The following is a 16,452-nucleotide window of genomic DNA, read 5'->3' on the forward strand; positions in this document are numbered from 1 at the left end:
TGCGGGTGGTGCCTCGGCCAAGGCCGGGGCACCACCGGACGTGCTAGTACGGCTGGGATTCACTCGACGAGCAGGAGCACATGACGACCTCCAGGACATCGTCCAGGTCGCCGACGAACACGACCTCCTCGTCCTCAAGGGGCCGCTCGGTGAGCGTAAGCGCTACAGGTACCGGCATGGGTTCACCTCCCTCCGTGCTGGCAGTAGGTGTTGAGCGGGGCCTTCGCCTCCTGGTAGAGCTTGGCCAGCGGCCGGCAGGTGAAGCAGGTGCCGGACAGCGCGCAGCCGGAGCATCCACCGGTGCGAAGCTGGAGGGAGTCGGCGACGGCGCCCAGTTGGCGCAGGCCGTCGACGCCGTCGGTGATCAGGTCGAACTGGGGGTCGCGGCCGACCTTGCAGATCGACGCCTTCCCCCAGGGGTCGGCGTGGAAGAAGGTGTGTCCGGCATTGCAGCCCTGGAACGGCTTGCGCGGCATGACGTAGTCGGCGGCCTGGGAGCCCATCCGCTCGCCACCGCCCTCGATGGTCGGGCTCATCGTGGTGAACACGTGGTGAGGGAAGCCGTACCGGTCGGCCAGCGCCCGCATCTGGGCGATCTCTCCCGCGTTGCGTTCCGAGACCACGATGTTCAGCTTCAGGGGCAGGCCCGCGTCTCGGGAGACTTCCAGACCTTTGATGAACCGGTCGAACGCGCCCCGGTTGCGGGTCATACCGTCGTAGGAGGCGGCGGTGGCGCCGTAGACGCTGACCGCGATCAGGTAGGGGCGGTGGCGGGCGAAGATTTCCTGGATACGCGGCTTGGACAACTGGCTGCCGTTGCTGGCGATCGAGACCATCAGCCCCAGCTCGTTCGCGTATTGGTAGGAGGCCGGGAAGTCGCGGTCGATCAGTGGCTCGCCGCCGGTGATCTGGAACCACAGGGCGCCGGAGTCCCGGACGGCGTTCAACATCTTGACCTTGTCGTCCCAGGCCAGCCCCTCGAAGTTCTTCAGGCCCAGGTAGCAGTGCTCGCAGTCGTAGTCGCAGCCCTTGTTGATCTCCCATGACGCACGGCCGTAGCCGAGCGCGGTGGGCTGCCGGACCAGGACCGTCCCGTCGAGCTGCCGCCCGTCCAGGGCCACGCCCCAGGCGCTGCGGGCCGCCTTCACCAGCCATCCGGGCACCGTGGCCTGCGGCGGCGCGTCCAGGAGTTCCCGGTACCGGCCGACGCCGAGCCGCAGGCCCTCGTGCCGGCCGGGTCGAACGGCCACATGGCCCTCCAGGAACGGAGAAGCGATCAAGTCGTGCATGGACACTCCCTTGAACAGCGGGCGAGATGAGAGAGCAGGCAACGGGACGGGTGTACGGAGGTCGGCGGCGCGGGTCCCTGTACGGCCGCATCGGCGCAATCGAACGTCGGACGCCGCCGGTACGCGACTGAAGGCCGGTCAGGCGGCTGAGGGCTTGGAGCAGTGGGCCCAGATGCCTTTCCCGGCGTGGGTGCGAAACCATCCCCATCGCTGCTCGGTGAGCGTGTCGACGAGGTGAAGCCCGAGTCCGGACGGCTTGCCGCCCGGCTCGGCCGCGTCCACGGTGGGTGGACAGGCTGGAGTCGAAGACGGGAAAGGCCCAGTGGTCGGTCTCGGGAAGGACGACCACGCTGGCAGGGTCAGGGGCGTGCCGTGCGACGTTGGCAACGAGTTCGTCCAGGCCCAGCGCGAGCGCGTCGACCGCCTTGCACCCCTCTTGATGGCCGGAGGTGGGCGATCTCCGCGAGACACCATGTGGTGACGGCCCGACGGATTGCCCTGACGGTTTCTGGGGTGACGGCCTCGTACTTGAAGGCCCAGACCCCGCGGTTGGGCGGGGAGCCCTGGGGAGCGGGGTCGTTCATCGGAGTAACGGGCGATGCCGGTGTTCTGCGGGTGACGGTGCTCTTCACAGCAGACACTCCGTTCGTGCTGGCTGGTCTGTGCCCGAGGTGTGCGTCGGCTATCGGAAGGCCCTGGTGACGGGCGTAACGGAGGACTCGTCTGCACGTGGGCGCACTGGTGTGATGATCGCAGAAGGTGAGCGCATGGCGACTTTCCGCAAGCATGGCTTCACTGTCCTCTCGAGTTCGCAGAGCGTCAAGTCCTTCTTCTGCGAATTCGCAGATCTTCGATTGGCGAATCCCGGTGAAGCGGGCAGACTGTGAGCCACCATCACCCCGGGGAGAGCGCAGCGTGGCACCCACGAGTCCGCCGACCTTCCGGCGGCGCCGCCTTGGAACGGCCCTGCGCCGCCTCCGCGAGGCCAAGAGGCTGACGCAGCAGGCCGTCGCCGATGCGGTGGGCGTCAATATCGACCGCATCAGCCGCGCCGAGCTCGGCCGTACCAAGATCGACGTCCCGTTGCTGCGGGTCCTCCTCGACGAATACGGCGTCACGGACCAAGGCCTGCGTCAGACCTTGGAGGAGATGACCCGCAACATCTCCGAGCGTGGGTGGTGGCACAGCTATGCCAGTTTCCTGACCCTCACGTTCCAGGACTTTCTCGGTCTTGAGGGCGACGCGGAGCTGATGCGTTCATGGGAAACCCTCGTGCCCGGCCGGCTGCAGACCGAGGAGTACACGAGGCTCCTGCTCGCCGCCGGTCAGGGCATCGTGCACTCGACGCGCGAGCACCTGGAGTCCCGCGTCGCCGTCCGGATGGAACGCCAGCGCAAGCTCAACCGCCCACACGAGATCGTCCTCAGCGAGGCGGCGGTGCTCGGCCGCATCGGTGACGCGGGAGCGATGAAGCGCCAGATCGTTCACCTTCGCGAGCAGAGCGACCGTGACGACATCAACCTCCGCATCCTGCCGCTCAGTTGCGGACCCCACCTCGGACTCGACGGCGCTTTCACGATCTTCACGTTCCCGGACGGCGGACAGCTCGTCGGTCTCGAAGCCCTCCTCAACAGCTTCTACCTGGAGGACGAGGACTCGCTGCGGACCTACAACGCGGCCTTCGACCAGATCCGTGATCTTGCGCTGGACGAGAAGCAGTCCAAGGCATTCCTTGAACGCGCCGCCCACACGGCGTAGGTCCCGAACGCACCACCTAGGAAGGTAAGGACAACCGTGCCACGCTCCGCTCCGGTCGACTGGACCAGCAGCTCCTACACCGGCAACAGCGGCCAGTGCGTCCAGTGGCGCACTCCACCGGGCCTGCCTGCAGGCGAGGCGGTGGAGGTCCGCGATTCCAAGGACCCTGGCGGCCCCACGCTCACCGTGCCGACCGCGTCGTGGGCCGCCTTCGTGGAGTTGGCGAAGATCTTCGAGGTCTGAGGTTCCTGTCCTGCAGGAACGATGTCCTTCTCGCCCGGATGCCACGAGGTTGCATCGCACCAGCCCCTTGCAGTGCTCGGCCCCGCCGACCGGTCGGTCGGCGGGGCCGAGGCGTAGCAGGACCGAGTGGGGGCGAGTCTCCTTGCCGTGTCGATGTTCTGGTCGGCCTGATCGACTGCTTGTCGATCAGGCCGACCACCGATCGTCTTCCTGGTCCTGCCGATTCGCTGCTCCAGCACTCCGAGAGGGGGAGCGGCGAATCGGAGTGTGTCGTACGGGTGCTACGGGCGGACCGGCGCCGTCAGGCGGTGATGCCGGCGGCCGCGGCCAGGTCGTGCTTGATCGTCGCGAGCAGTTCGGCGGCGCGGGTGCGGGCGCCCGCGAGGTCGGCGGCGGAGGCGACCGGGAGGACGACCTCCAGGTAGCACTTGAGCTTGGGCTCGGTGCCGGAGGGGCGGACCACGATGCGGGCCGAGCGGACGGCCTCGCCGGCCAGGTGGTAGCGCAGGCCGTCGGTGGGCGGCAGCTCGGCGGAGCCGGCGGCGAGGTCGTCGGTGCGGGTCACGGTGAGGCCGGCCAGCGCGGTGGGCGGCTGCTCGCGCAGGGTGCGCATGGCGTCGGCGATCAGGGAGAGGTCCTCGACCCGGACCGACAGCTGGTCGGTGGCGTGCAGGCCGTGCTCCAGCGCCAGGTCGTCGAGCAGGTCGGCCAGGGTGCGGCCGGACTGCTTGAGGGTGGCGGCGAGCTCGGCGACCAGCAGGGCGGCGGTGATGCCGTCCTTGTCGCGCACGCCCTGCGGGTCGACGCAGTAGCCGAGCGCCTCCTCGTAGCCGTAGCGCAGGCCCTCGGCGCGGGAGATCCACTTGAAGCCGGTGAGGGTCTCCGCGTAGCCGAGCCCGGCGGCCTCGGCGATCCGGCCGAGCAGGGTGGAGGAGACGATGGTGGTGGCGAAGGTGCCGGCGGCCTTCTTGGCGACCAGCGCGGCGCCGAGCAGCGCGCCGACCTCGTCGCCGCGCAGCATCCGCCAGCCGTTCGCACCCTGCCCGCCGCCGGCGGCGTCGCCGTTGGCGGGGACGGCCACCGCGCAGCGGTCGGCGTCCGGGTCGTTGGCGATGACGATGTCCGGACCGGCCGCGGCGGCGGTGCGGAAGGCGAGGTCCATCGCCCCCGGCTCCTCCGGGTTGGGGAAGGCGACGGTCGGGAAGTCCGGGTCCGGCTCGGCCTGCTCGGCGACCACGGTGGGCGCCGGGAAGCCGGCCCGGTCCATGGCGGCGAGGAAGGTGTCGCGGCCGACGCCGTGCATCGGGGTGTAGACGACGGCGAGGTCGCGGGCGCTGTGCGGGTCGACGATGGACGCGGCGCGGTCCAGGTAGGCCTCGACCACCGACTCGTCCACGGTCTCCCAGCCGCTCCCGGCGAGCGGGACCTCGGTGAGCGAGCCGATCGCGTCGATCCCGGCGGCGATGCCCGCGTCGGCCGGCGGCACGATCTGCGAGCCGTCACCCAGGTAGACCTTGTAGCCGTTGTCCTGCGGCGGGTTGTGGCTGGCGGTGACGGTCACGCCGGCGGCCGCGCCGAGGTGGCGGACGGCGAAGGCGAGCACCGGGGTGGGCAGCGGGCGCGGGAACAGCGCGGCGCGCAGGCCGGCGCCGACGACCACGGCGGCGGTGTCGCGGGCGAAGTCGTAGGACTTGTGGCGGGCGTCGTAGCCGATCACCACGAGGTCGCCGAGGCCCTGCTGCTTGACGTAGGAGACCAGCCCGGCGGCGGCCCGGATCACCACGGCGCGGTTCATCCGCATCGGTCCGGCGCCGAGTTCGCCGCGCAGGCCGGCGGTGCCGAACTGGAGGCGGCCGGCGAAGCGCCCGGCCAGCTCGGCCCAGGCCAGCTTGGCCGTCGAATCGGCCTCGGGGCCCTCGGCGTCGGCGAGCAGCGCGGCGAGTTCCTCGCGGGTCTGCGGGTCCGGGTCCTCGGCCAGCCAGGTGCGGGCCCGGGCGAGGAGGTCGGTGGTGGTTGCCTGCGTCATGGCTGCAGCTCCATCGGGAAGTGCGTCGGTGGTCGGCCGGTGAGGGTGCCCCGGCCCGGGGCCGGTGGGACGGGCCGGGGGGAGACGGACGTGCGGAGACGGGCGGCGGTGGCCGGGCGCGGTGCCCGGCCGGGACGGGACGAAACGTACGGCGCGGTGGCGGCCCGGGCGGACCTCCGCCCGGACGGGGCGTGTCGGGCCGGCGGACGCGGACGGGGCCCGCGGGCGGGTGTGATCACCCGATCACACCCGCCCCGGGCCCCGTCGCTCATGCCGTCCGCACCCGTTCCGGCGTCAGATCCGCTCCAGGACCTTGGCCAGCAGCGCGCCCATCCGCTCGGCGGAGGCCTTGCCGGCCTCCAGCACCTCGGCGTGGTTGAGCGGCTCGCCGGTCATGCCGGCGGCCAGGTTGGTGACCAGGGAGATGCCCAGCACCTCGGCGCCGGCCTCGCGGGCGGCGATGGCCTCCAGGGTGGTGGACATGCCGACCAGCTCGCCGCCGATCACCCGGGCCATGTTGACCTCGGCCGGGGTCTCGTAGTGCGGGCCGCGGAACTGGACGTAGACCGCCTCGTCGAGGCTCGGGTCGACCTCGCGGCACAGCTCGCGCAGCCGCTTGGAGTAGAGGTCGGTGAGGTCGACGAAGTTGGCGCCGACGATCGGGGAGTCGGCGGTCAGGTTGATGTGGTCGCTGATCAGGACCGGCTGGCCGGGCACCCAGGTGGGGCGCAGGCCGCCGCAGCCGTTGGTCAGCACGATGATCCCGCAGCCGGCCGCGGCGGCGGTGCGCACGCCGTGGACGACGGTGGCGACGCCGTGGCCCTCGTAGTAGTGGTTGCGGCCGAGGAAGATCAGGGCGCGCTTCTCGCCGATCTTCACCGAGCGGATCGTGCCGGCGTGGCCGGCCACGGCGGGGGCGGGGAAGCCCGGGAGGTCGGTGACCGGGAACTCCGCCACGGTCTCGCCGAGGGCGTCGGCGGCCGGCACCCAGCCGGAGCCCATCACCAGGGCGACGTCGTGGCGCTCGGCACCGGTCAGCTCGCGCAGGCGCGCGGCGGCGGCCTGGGCGGCGGCGTAGGGGTCGGCGGAGACGACCGACTGAGGAGATGCGTTCACGTGTCCGAGGATAGACGGGAAACGGCTACGCGCGTAGAAGTTCCTGGTACGACGTGCCGGATCGTTACCCGGATGGCCCGAACGCACAGCTCGGGGCACCGGCCGGGCGCGGCGCGCCGGTGCGGGGCGTGGCGGCGCGGCGCCCGGTCACAGCCGCTTCGCGCTGCGCAGGCCCTTGGCGTACATGCCGTTGTCGTCCAGCCGGGCGGTGCCGCCCTTGTCGCCGAAGGTCGGGCCGTCCGCCTCCTCGCGGCTGGAGATGTAGCGGGGGTGGCCGTCGGTGTCCAGGCCCAGGTAGATGCCGGTGTGGTCGAGCCGGGCGCCGGTGCGGGCGTCGATCTCGAAGAACACCAGGTCGCCCGGGAGCAGCGGATCGGTCGAGGCCGGCCGCACGGTGGTGTCCGAGCCGGGCACGGTGGTCAGCGGCAGCACCGGTACCCCCGGGCCCAGCCGGGCCAGGCCGTTGGCGGTGCGGGGCAGGCCGGGGCCGGACGCGTCCCTGGACAGCAGCGGGTAGCCGGACCGGTAGCCGTACACCATGCGGACGAAGCCGGAGCAGTCGAAGGCGCCGTAGCGGGTCCGGTCCGGGCGCTTGGTGACCTTGTCGGCGAAGGTGTACGGGACGCCGAGGTAGTCGAGGAAGTCGGTCTGCTCCAGGCGCAGGTCGTTGCCGGCCGAGCCGTCGGGGTTGAGCGGGCCGAACGAGGCGTCGCCCCGGAAGCGGACGCCCTTGCCGTCCTTGCCCTCCGGTGCGCCCGCCAGGTACTGGGTGGCGACGGCGAGCACGTCGTCCTCGGTGGAGCCGAGGTACTGGCCGAACCAGCCGCGGAACCAGGCCTCGTCCTGGGCCCCGGCCCGCCACGGCTGCGGCATCAGCCGCACCCAGCTGTCGCCGGTCAGCACGGCGGTGGTGGTCCCCGGTTCGGCGAAGGTGCGGCTCGGGCCGGTCAGTACGGCGGTGCGGGCGCCGTCCGTCAGGGTGGCGAGGACGCCGCCGCGCGCGTCGCGCACCACCGTCCGGTCGGGGCCGGTGAGCCGCTCGTAGCGCGGGCCGGTGGCCGCGGCGGCGGTGCCCGGGGCGGGCGAGGCGGGCGCGGTGAGCAGCGGTGCGGTGCCGCCGACCGGGGCGGGCCCGCGGTCGCGCTCGCGCAGCTGGACGGTGAGGTAGCCGCCGGCGGCCAGCAGGGTGACGGCGAGGCCGCCGCTGAGCAGGGACTTCGGGGTGACGGACATGGCGGTTCGGGCTCCGAGGTCGGGGGCCGGCGGGTTCGCGTTCCGGGGGTTCGGGCGTCGGGGGTTCGGGCGTCGGGGATCAGGTGCCGGGCAGGGCGCCGAGCAGCACGCCGGCGGTGAGCACCACGTAGGTGGCGAGGGTGACGGTCGTGGTCGCCGTCAGGGTGGCCGCCCGGGGCTGGCGGACCAGCTGGTAGGCGATCAGGCCGGGGACGATGAAGCCCAGCGTCTGGTTGGCGTACAGGGTGGGCAGCTCGTGCTGGAGGACCAGCATCACGGTGGCCTGGAGCAGGACGCCGGTCAGCACCACGGCGGCGAACAGCCGCTTGCCGTAGAGGATCACCAGCTTCTGGACCACCCGGGTGGCCAGGTAGGTGAGCACGGTGACGCCGGCCACGACGGCGACCCGCTGAAGGTCCTCGACCAGGGTCAGGGCCAGCCAGCCCGGGGTGATCATGCCGCCGGGGGAGAGGTTGGTGGTCAGGTAGCAGACCAGCGAGAAGACCAGCCCGAGCGCGATGCCGAGGGCGGCGATCTCGGGGGTGAGCTCGGTGGGGATCACGGCCGGTCTCCGTAGCGGGGGTGAGGGGGGTGGTCGTACGGGGGGTGGGGGTCGTAGCGGCCGGGAGGCTCGGCCGGCCCGTACCAGGAGTCGGGCAGCGGCTCGGGGACGTACACCGGCTCGTACACCGGCTCGTATGCGGGCTCGTACAGGGGTTCGTACGGGGGCTCGTACGCCGTCGGCTCGTCCACGGGCGCGTAAGCGGGCTGGTAGGCGGTTTCCCGGCCCCCGGCCTCCGGCTGGTCGTCCGGGGCGAGCCGGGCCAGCTCCTCCAGGAACAGCTCGCCCTGGCCGTGGATGTTGCCGATCGCCACCAGCGAGGAGTCGGGGCCGAGCGCGTCCAGCAGCTCGGCGGTCAGCCGCGCCGGGTCGCGCCGGTCGCCGCCGAGGTCGACCACCCGCCCGGACCAGTCGGCCGGGATCGCGTCCCGGGCGCTCCTGGTGGGGTGGCCGATCAGGAAGACCGTGTCCGGATCGAGGTCCGGCACGATCTGGCCCATCTGGCCGTTGCGTTCGACCCGGTCGGGGCGGCAGTTGACCACCACGTGGAGCGGGCGGTGGATCGCGCCCAGGCTCTCCAGCTGGCGGACGTTCATCAGCGTGGACTCGGGGTCGTTGGCGGCGAAGACGTTGGCGAACCGCAGGCGCCTGCCGTCCGCCGTCCGGTACCGCTCCACCGAGAGCACGCCCGGGTCCGGCGGCGCCGCCCACATGCCGCGCAGCGCCGTCCGCCGGTCCACGCCGAGGAGTTCGGCGACGGCGAGCGCGATGGCCACGTTCTCCTTGAAGGTGAACCAGCTGAAGCCGCGCAGTTCCTCGTCGCTGACCGACTCCGGGTCGACCACGATCAGCTCGCAGTCCCGCTTGGCGGCCTCCTCGCGCAGGATGTGCGCGCGCTCCCGCTCGGCGGTGACGCAGACGCCCCCGACCGGCATCGAGCGCGACAGCGAGCGGGCGACGTCGTCCAGGGTGGGGCCCATCTCGGCGAGGTGGTCCTCGCGGACGTTGCACAGCACGCCGATGGTGGAGCGGATCAGCTTGGTCTGGTTGACCTCCTGGAGCGCCGGCATGACGGCCATGCACTCGATCACCAGCGCGTGCGGCCGGTAGGTGGCGGCGCGGCGGACGATGCCGATCTGCTCGACCACGTTGGCGATGCCGAACTTGCGGTGGACCGGTTCCTCGGTGGCGTCCGGGTGGATGAACCGGGCCGCGGTGCCGGTGGTCTTGGCGACGGTGACCAGGCCGCCGCCGCGCAGCGCGCCCGCGCACAGCCGGGTGATCGAGCTCTTGCCGCGGATGCCGTTGACCAGGACCCGGGTGGGGATCTGGTCCAGGGCGGCGAAGTGCCGGCGCTGTTCGACGATGCCGGCCACCAGCAGGACGGCGCAGCACACCAGCAGCACGAGGTAGAGGAAGAGCACGGGTCCCTCTCAGAAGTCGGTGGCGGCGGTGGCGGGGTGCCCGGCGCGGTCGCGGTCGGCCCGGTCGCGGTCGGCGCGCTCCAGGTCCTGGCGGATCAGCTCCAGGCTGCGGGCGACGGCGCCGACCTCGTCGTGGTGGACGGGGTGGAGCACGGTGCGGCGGTCCCCGGCGGCCAGCGCCTCGGCGCTCGCGGCGAGGCGGCGCAGCGGCAGGCCGACGGCGACGAACAGCCAGCCGAGGCAGAGGGCGGCGGTGGCCAGGCCGAGCATGCCGGCCAGTACGGCGCGCCGGTCGGCCCGGTTCTGGTCGAGGTGCAGCCAGGACACCGGGTGGGCGGTGACGACGGACCAGCCGAGCCGGGCGACGGCGCCGCGGCCGCCGAGCGGGGCGGCGGCGAGCAGCACCGGGTCGCCGCCGGAACGCAGCACGTCGGCGGCGGCGTGCTTGGCTGTTGGGCCCGTCGCGCCGCCCGGGCCCGTCGCGCCGCCCGGGCCTGCCGTGCCGCTCGGGCCGGCGACGGTGTCCAGGACGGCCCGGGCGCGGCCCTCGGGGAGCTCGCCGAAGGAGGCGTAGGCCTCGTTGGCGGCGAGCACCCGGCGGCGGTCGTCGAGCAGCCAGACCCGGCCGAGGCCGGGCCGGTCGAGCAGGCCGCCGAGGAAGTCGGTGCGGAACTCGCCCACCAGGACCGGGCCGACGGGCGCCGCCTCGTCCACGGCCTCGGCGGCGTCGACGGCGTCGACAGGCGTGGCGGGGGTGGCGAGCGGCGTCCGGGCCGCGATCCGGGGCTCCTTCCCGGAGCTGTTGAGCAGCAGCACGCCGCCCGGGCCGAGCGCCCCGGGGCCGGTGCGGTGCGGCTCCTCGCCGGCCCGGGCGAGCACCTCGCCGCCGGCGCCGAGCACGTACAGCGCCCGGTAGCGCTCGTGCTGGGCGAGGGCGGTGCGCAGCAGCGCCTGGGCGGTGCCGACCGAGGCGGTGGTGAGTTCGGGGGCGAGCGCGCGCAGATCGGCGTAGCCCTCGTTGAGGGCCTGGCGCAGTCGGTCGGCGGCGTTGTCGGTGCGGTCCCGCTGGCCGGCCACCACCTGGGTGGGCACCCGGACCTCGCCGTCGTTGCCGCCGAGCAGCAGCAGCGGGCCGGACCAGCCGAGCACGACGGCCGCGGCCAGGCCGAGCGGCAGCACGACCCCCGGCCAGCGGCGCCGGGGCGCGGGTGCGGCCGGCGGGCGGGCGGGGTCGCGGAGCTGGAGCCGCAGCTCCTCCAGGGCGCGGCCGATCCGCCCGGCCTCGCCGCGCCGCGGGCCGCGGACCGGGCGGTCCAGCTCGCCGCGGGTGAGCCGGCGGGCGTCCAGGAAGAGCCGCAGCACCGGACGCTGCAGGGTGCGGTGCAGGAACAGGGCCAGGAGCAGGGCGAGTGTCAGCAGGGCGCCGGCGGCGGCCAGGCCGAGCGCCGGGTGGCGCAGACCGGCGGCCTTGCCGTCGACGCCGCCGGTGGAGACGACGGTGAGCCCGAGCGCGGTGGCCGGGTCCTGCGGGTCGGCTCCGGCGACGGCGGCGTAGCCGGCCACCCGGCGCGCGCCCCGGGGATCGGCGGCGCCGGCCAGGCTGCCGGAGACGGTTCCGCCCGGGGCGGGGGCGCGCTCGGCGACGCGTTCGGTGGCGCGGCTCCGGGCGGTGGCGACCAGCTGCCGGGCGGTCTCGTCGGAGAGTCCGGCGCCGGTGGTGTCGAGCACGGTGCCGGCGGTGTCGAGGACCTGGATGGTCTGGCCGTCGCGGGTGGCGAGGTTCGGCAGCCGCAGGTTGTCGGAGGCGACCAGCAGCGCCCGGCCGTCGTGGACGGTGCTGACCAGCGCGAAGGTCAGCAGCCGGGTGCCGGCGGCGGAGGGGACGAGCAGCGGCGCGGGCGCGGTGTCGGTGACCAGGCCGAGGTCGAGGCCGGCCAGCGGCACGGTCTCGCCGTGGGCGGCGAGCAGCCGGCCGGTGTCCGGGCGGACGATCACGGTGCCGCGCCACTTGCGGTACGCCCGGCCGAGCGCGGTGAGCACCTCGGCGGGCTCGGCGGGCGCCCGGTCGTAGCGGGCGGCGGAGCGCAGCAGGTCGGTGGTGTTCTCCCGCAGGCCCGCCCGCAGGGACAGGGCGGTGTCCTCGGCGGCGTACTGGTGGGACTCGCGGACTGCCTGCGGGGTGTCGTCCACCCGCAGGCCGCCGACGGCCAGCGCGGTGATCGCGGCGACGGCGAGGAGCAGGACGAGCAGCAGGGCGATCGGCGGGCGGACGCCCCCGAGCAGCGGCATGTCGGCCCGGCGGCGGTAGCGGTGCTGTCGCGGCGGGGTGGGGGCCGTGCTCACGGGTGGGGCCTCGTCGGGGGAGTGCGGTCGGGTCCGGTGCGTCGGGCGGCAGTGCGCCACCCACCCCTGGAGCCCCACCGCGAACCGGGGTCGCCCGGCCGAAACCTCAAAAGCGTACGAAGCGGTTCCGCTTATCGTGTCTCGTAATGATTTCGGATGAAAGAAGCTTCGATCACGATCTTTTGGATCATGGAGCGCCTGTTGCACGGGGTAGTTTCTCCTCCGTGGAGAACCTGGAACGACGGGATGCGCGACGCGCGGTGCGATGGCCGGTCACGGTGCTGGTCCTCCTGGCGGCCCTCGCCGGCGGGCTGACCCTCGCCGCCCGCGGCTGGGCGGGGGACCCGGCGGCCCACGGCCCCGCCCCCGCGGCCGGACCGCGTCCGGTGGACCTCGTCGAGCGGATCGACGCCTACACCGGCGCCTTCGCCGTCGGCGCCTACACCGCCCCGGACGCCGATCAGCGCCGGGCGGTCGCCGACGGGGTCGTCCGGACCCTCGACGGCAGGCCCGACGAGGCCGGCCGGCTGCTGGCCGGCGTCGGCTACCGGCTCACCGAGTTCACCGAGGCGGTCAGTGGCCGCCGCACCGCCGAGATCGCCGACGCCTCCGGCGCCGACCCGCGCGGCTGGGGCCGGATCTACCTGGACCTCTCCACCCCGGCCGGCTGGTCCGCCCAGGTGCCGCACCCGGTCTCCGACAGCCGCACCGAGATCCTCGGCGCCGAACTCTTCCGGCAGGCACCCGGCGGCGTGCTCGTCCTCGCCGGCGCCCACCGGCGGGCCGGCGCCGACGGATCGGCGGACGTCGCCCACCGCGGCGACACCGTCTTCGCCGCGGTCGTCGAGGCGCTCGCCACGCGCGGCCTGCCCGGCCTCCAGCTGCACGGCTTCGACGAGGGCAGCCTGCCCGGCACGGACGCCGTGGTCTCCAGCGGCGCCGGGACGGCCGGCGAGGCCGCCGAGCGCACCGCGGCGGCACTGGAGGCGGCCGGTCTGGTGGTCTGCCGGCCCTGGCAGCAGAAGTGCGGACAGCTCGCGGGCACCACCAACGTCGGGGGCCGCTTCGCCGCCGGTCTCGGCGTCACCTGGCTCCACGTCGAACTCGCCAACGCGCTGCGCACCGACCCGGCCCGCCGCGCGGAGGTCGTCGAGGCCCTGGCCGCCACGGCCAGGGCCTGGTAGACCGCCCTTCTCAGCAGGGGCGGCGGCGCAGGTCGAGCACGTAGTCGTCGGGGGCGCCGGCGCTCTCCGCCGCGTCCGCGATCAGGCCCAGGTAGCGGGCCGCGGGCAGGCCGCCCTCGTAGTCGTTCAGCACGTACGTCCAGACCGGCACATCGCCGTCCAGGGTCTGCGCCCGCAGCTTGATCTTGCGGTAGATGCCGAGCTGGACGCCCTCCCAGCGGTCCAGCCCCTCCTCGTCCATCGGCGCCACGTCGTACAGCGAGACGAAGACCTGGTCCTTCTCGTCCTCCACCACCGTGGCCAGCGAGCCCTCCCAGCCGAGGTGTTCGCCGCCGAAGGTCAGCCGCCAGCCGGACAGCCACCCGGTGCCGCGCAGCGGCGAGTGCGGGGCGCGGCGGGTCATCTGCCGGGCATCGAGGTTGGTGGCATACGCGGCGTAAAGGGGCATGGGGGGAAGCCTACGTTCACCGACCGATCCGACAGAAGCCCCGACCCCGGCGTGGCAGTGCTCCCGGCGTGCGGGACAATGGTTGACGTGACTCGGATCGTGATCATCGGTGGCGGACCCGGCGGCTACGAGGCGGCGCTCGTCGCCGCCCAGCTCGGCGCGGAGGTGACCGTCGTCGACCGCGACGGCCTGGGTGGATCGGCGGTGCTGACGGACTGCGTGCCGTCGAAGACGCTGATCGCGACGGCGGAGGTGATGACGACCTTCGACAGCTCGTACGAGGAACTCGGCATCATCGTCGCCGACGACACCCCCCACATCGACAGCCCGGCCCGCGTGGTCGGCGTCGACCTGGGCAAGGTGAACCGGCGTGTGAAGCGCCTGGCCATCGCCCAGTCCCACGACATCACCCAGTCCGTCACCCGGGCCGGCGTCACCGTGCTGCGCGGCCGTGGCCGGCTGGGCCCGGGCGGGCAGGCCGTGGACGGCTCCCGCGAGGTGCTGGTGGACGCGCCCGACGGCAGTGTCCAGTCGCTGCGCGCCGACGCGGTGCTGATCGCCACCGGCGCCCACCCGCGCGAACTGCCCGACGCCCAGCCCGACGGCGAGCGGATCCTCACCTGGACCCAGGTCTACGACCTGGAGGAGCTGCCGCGCGAGCTGATCGTGGTCGGCTCCGGCGTCACCGGCGCCGAGTTCGCGGGCGCCTACCAGGCGCTGGGCTCCAAGGTGACCCTGGTCTCCTCGCGCGACCGGGTGCTGCCGGGCGAGGACCCGGACGCCGCCGAGGTGCTGGAGGAGGTCTTCCGCCGCCGCGGCATGAACGTGATGGGCCGCTCGCGCGCCGAGAGCGCCAAGAGGATCGGAGACGCGGTCGAGGTCACCCTCTCCGACGGCACGGTGATCGAGGGCACCCACTGCCTGATGGCGGTCGGTTCCATCCCGAACACCGCCGACATGGGCCTGGAGGAGGCCGGGGTCAAGCTCAACGACTGGGGCCAGATCCAGGTCGACCGGGTCTCCCGCACCAGCGCCCCCGGCGTGTACGCGGCCGGCGACTGCACCGGCGTCTTCATGCTCGCCTCGGTGGCGGCCATGCAGGGCCGGATCGCCATGTACCACGCGCTCGGCGACGCGGTGCAGCCGCTGAACCTCAAGACCGTGGCCTCCAACGTCTTCACCGACCCCGAGATCGCCACCGTCGGCTACACCGCCGCCGACGTGGAGTGCGGCAAGATGGACGCGGTCGAGGTCAAGCTCCCGCTGCGCGGCAACCCGCGGGCCAAGATGCAGGGCATCCGCGACGGCTTCGTGAAGCTGTTCTGCCGCCCCGGCACCGGCATCGTGGTCGGCGGTGTGGTGGTCGCCCCGCGCGCCAGCGAGCTCATCCACTCGATCTCGCTGGCGGTGGACGCCAATCTGACGGTCGAACAGGTGGCCAGCGCGTTCACCGTCTACCCGTCGGTCTCCGGCTCCACCGCCGAGGCCGCCCGCCAGCTCCACATCCGCAAGCGCGAATCGGGCGAATCCTGAGCTCAGGGCGCTCAGTTGAGGGCGGTCGCCGTTCGGCGGCCGCCCTTCGCGCGTCCCCGGACGTCACTCGGACGGCGGGCGCAGTCCCGGATGGCCGACGGCGCGCATTGTACGGTCACGCGCCGCTCGGGCGTGAGCAATTCCCGCTACTAGCAGCAAACGCCTGAAAGCAGACGGTCACGCAGGTTACCGTCGGTTCTGTGTTTGCAGCAGAACGTCGCCAGTTGATCCTCGAAATGGTGCGCGCCAACGGAGCGGTCTCGCTCCGGGAGTTGGCCCGCGTCGTCCAGACCTCCGAAGTCACCGTGCGCCGCGACGTACGGGCCCTGGAGGCAGAAGGGCTCCTCGACCGCCGGCACGGCGGCGCGGTGCTCCCCGGCGGCTTCAGCCGCGAACCCGGCTACCCGCAGAAGACCCACCTGTCCGCCGCCGAGAAGAGCGCCATCGCCGATCTCGCCGCCGGCCTGGTGGAGGAGGGAGACGCGGTGGTGGTCGGTGCGGGCACCACCACCCAGGAACTCGCCCGCCGCCTCGCCCGGGTGCCCGGGCTGACCGTGGTGACCAACTCGCTGCTGGTCGCCCAGGCGCTCGCGCACGCCAACCGGGTCGAGGTGGTGATGACCGGTGGCACCCTGCGCGGCTCCAACTACGCGCTGGTGGGCAGCGGCGCCGAACAGTCGCTGCAGGGGCTGAGGGTCGGCAAGGCCTTCATCTCCGGCAGCGGGCTGACGGCCGAACGCGGGCTGTCCACCGCGAACATGCTGTCCGCGAGCGTGGACCGGGCCATGGTGCTGGCGGCCGCCGAGGTGATCGTCCTCGCCGACCACACCAAGCTCGGCGCGGCCGGCATGTTCCAGACCGTCGCCACCGAGACCATCACCCGCCTGGTCACCGACGAGCACGCCACCGCCGACGACACCACCGCCCGCGAACTCGACGCGCTCGCCGACTGCGGCGTGCAGATCGACCTCGCCCCGCTCGGCGCCCCGCCGTCCGGGGACGCCCCGGTGCACGGGACCGGCAGCGGCCCCGTCCACCAGACCCAGCCGGGCCCGATGGCCCGCCGCGCCGTCCCGCCGCCCCCCGGCGGCGGCGCCCCGTTGCCCGGCCAGCGCCGCCCCGGCGTGCACGGCCCCGGCGGACCGGCGGGCCCGGGCGGGCCGCTGCCGGCCAGACTCGCCGAACTCGGCCTCCAGCGCGGACGCTGACCCCGCCACTCCCGCCACTCCCGCCGCACCGCTACACCGCCGCACCAACGCCAGTACCTCAGTACCTCAGTACCCGAACCAGCCG

At 73.5% G+C, this 16,452-nt stretch carries 14 protein-coding genes; 5 read left to right on the plus strand and 9 right to left on the minus strand.

The annotated features are described in order from the left end of the window. Window positions 1-43 precede the first annotated feature (43 nt). Together ABZW10_RS02810 and ABZW10_RS02815 are read right to left on the minus strand one after the other, a co-directional pair. Complete coding sequence (locus ABZW10_RS02810; RefSeq protein WP_255360172.1) at window positions 44-178, minus strand: hypothetical protein; 135 nt, start codon at window positions 176-178, stop codon at window positions 44-46. 4 nt (window positions 179-182) lie between these two features. Beyond that, window positions 183-1,289, minus strand: coding sequence for a radical SAM protein (locus tag ABZW10_RS02815; protein WP_355358724.1), 1,107 nt, complete (start codon window positions 1,287-1,289; stop codon window positions 183-185). Window positions 1,290-2,204: 915 nt separating this feature from the next. Here ABZW10_RS02815 and ABZW10_RS02820 point away from each other — a divergent pair. Together ABZW10_RS02820 and ABZW10_RS02825 are read left to right on the plus strand one after the other, a co-directional pair. Then, a complete protein-coding gene (locus ABZW10_RS02820; RefSeq protein ID WP_355358727.1) occupies window positions 2,205-3,047 on the plus strand; it encodes a helix-turn-helix transcriptional regulator in 843 nt (280 codons plus the stop codon). A gap of 36 nt (window positions 3,048-3,083) precedes the next feature. After that, window positions 3,084-3,290, plus strand: coding sequence for a DUF397 domain-containing protein (locus tag ABZW10_RS02825; RefSeq protein WP_355358730.1), 207 nt, complete (start codon window positions 3,084-3,086; stop codon window positions 3,288-3,290). 301 nt (window positions 3,291-3,591) lie between these two features. On the opposite strand, the gene ABZW10_RS02830 is transcribed toward ABZW10_RS02825, so the two are convergent. From ABZW10_RS02830 to ABZW10_RS02855, 6 genes are all read right to left on the minus strand, one after another. Beyond that, on the minus strand, window positions 3,592-5,316 hold the full coding sequence (locus ABZW10_RS02830) for a phospho-sugar mutase (RefSeq protein WP_355358733.1): 1,725 nt from the start codon (window positions 5,314-5,316) through the stop codon (window positions 3,592-3,594). 294 nt (window positions 5,317-5,610) lie between these two features. Continuing rightward, window positions 5,611-6,432 carry a purine-nucleoside phosphorylase gene (locus tag ABZW10_RS02835; RefSeq protein ID WP_355358736.1) on the minus strand — a complete coding sequence of 274 codons (822 nt, stop codon included), beginning with the start codon at window positions 6,430-6,432 and terminating at the stop codon, window positions 5,611-5,613. Window positions 6,433-6,579: 147 nt separating this feature from the next. After that, window positions 6,580-7,665: an NlpC/P60 family protein gene (locus tag ABZW10_RS02840; protein ID WP_355358739.1), complete on the minus strand. Its 1,086-nt coding sequence runs from the start codon at window positions 7,663-7,665 to the stop codon at window positions 6,580-6,582. A gap of 79 nt (window positions 7,666-7,744) precedes the next feature. Then, window positions 7,745-8,227, minus strand: a complete 483-nt coding sequence (locus ABZW10_RS02845) for a poly-gamma-glutamate biosynthesis protein PgsC/CapC (protein WP_355358742.1) — start codon at window positions 8,225-8,227, stop codon at window positions 7,745-7,747. Next, window positions 8,224-9,651 carry a poly-gamma-glutamate synthase PgsB gene (gene pgsB / locus ABZW10_RS02850; protein WP_355358745.1) on the minus strand — a complete coding sequence of 476 codons (1,428 nt, stop codon included), beginning with the start codon at window positions 9,649-9,651 and terminating at the stop codon, window positions 8,224-8,226. The genes ABZW10_RS02845 and pgsB overlap by 4 nt, the downstream gene beginning before the upstream one ends. Window positions 9,652-9,660: 9 nt before the next feature. Further along, on the minus strand, window positions 9,661-11,994 hold the full coding sequence (locus ABZW10_RS02855; RefSeq protein WP_355358748.1) for a HAMP domain-containing protein: 2,334 nt from the start codon (window positions 11,992-11,994) through the stop codon (window positions 9,661-9,663). Between the two features lie 224 nt (window positions 11,995-12,218). Between ABZW10_RS02855 and ABZW10_RS02860 the strand changes: the two genes are divergently transcribed. Continuing rightward, on the plus strand, window positions 12,219-13,178 hold the full coding sequence (locus tag ABZW10_RS02860; RefSeq protein WP_355358751.1) for a hypothetical protein: 960 nt from the start codon (window positions 12,219-12,221) through the stop codon (window positions 13,176-13,178). 10 nt (window positions 13,179-13,188) lie between these two features. Here the strand turns inward: ABZW10_RS02860 and ABZW10_RS02865 are convergent, their stop codons facing one another. Continuing rightward, window positions 13,189-13,626, minus strand: a complete 438-nt coding sequence (locus tag ABZW10_RS02865) for a gamma-glutamylcyclotransferase (protein WP_344331090.1) — start codon at window positions 13,624-13,626, stop codon at window positions 13,189-13,191. Between the two features lie 78 nt (window positions 13,627-13,704). On the opposite strand from ABZW10_RS02865, the gene ABZW10_RS02870 reads away from it, so the two are divergent. Both ABZW10_RS02870 and ABZW10_RS02875 read left to right on the plus strand, forming a co-directional pair. After that, window positions 13,705-15,159, plus strand: a complete 1,455-nt coding sequence (locus ABZW10_RS02870) for an NAD(P)H-quinone dehydrogenase (RefSeq protein ID WP_355358754.1) — start codon at window positions 13,705-13,707, stop codon at window positions 15,157-15,159. A 200-nt stretch (window positions 15,160-15,359) separates the two neighbouring features. Then, on the plus strand, window positions 15,360-16,367 hold the full coding sequence (locus ABZW10_RS02875; protein WP_355358757.1) for a DeoR/GlpR family DNA-binding transcription regulator: 1,008 nt from the start codon (window positions 15,360-15,362) through the stop codon (window positions 16,365-16,367). Window positions 16,368-16,452: the final 85 nt, after the last annotated feature.

This window comes from Kitasatospora sp. NPDC004723 (assembly GCF_040609255.1).
GTDB lineage: Bacteria > Actinomycetota > Actinomycetes > Streptomycetales > Streptomycetaceae > Kitasatospora.

Coding starts and splice junctions, on each gene's coding strand:
- ABZW10_RS02840 (WP_355358739.1), bottom strand. CDS start 7,665: ATGTCCGTCACCCCGAAGTCCCTGCTCAGCGGCGGCCTCGCCGTCACC.
- ABZW10_RS02870 (WP_355358754.1), top strand. CDS start 13,705: ATGGTTGACGTGACTCGGATCGTGATCATCGGTGGCGGACCCGGCGGC.
- ABZW10_RS02865 (WP_344331090.1), bottom strand. CDS start 13,626: ATGCCCCTTTACGCCGCGTATGCCACCAACCTCGATGCCCGGCAGATG.
- ABZW10_RS02810 (WP_255360172.1), bottom strand. CDS start 178: ATGCCGGTACCTGTAGCGCTTACGCTCACCGAGCGGCCCCTTGAGGAC.
- ABZW10_RS02815 (WP_355358724.1), bottom strand. CDS start 1,289: ATGCACGACTTGATCGCTTCTCCGTTCCTGGAGGGCCATGTGGCCGTT.
- ABZW10_RS02830 (WP_355358733.1), bottom strand. CDS start 5,316: ATGACGCAGGCAACCACCACCGACCTCCTCGCCCGGGCCCGCACCTGG.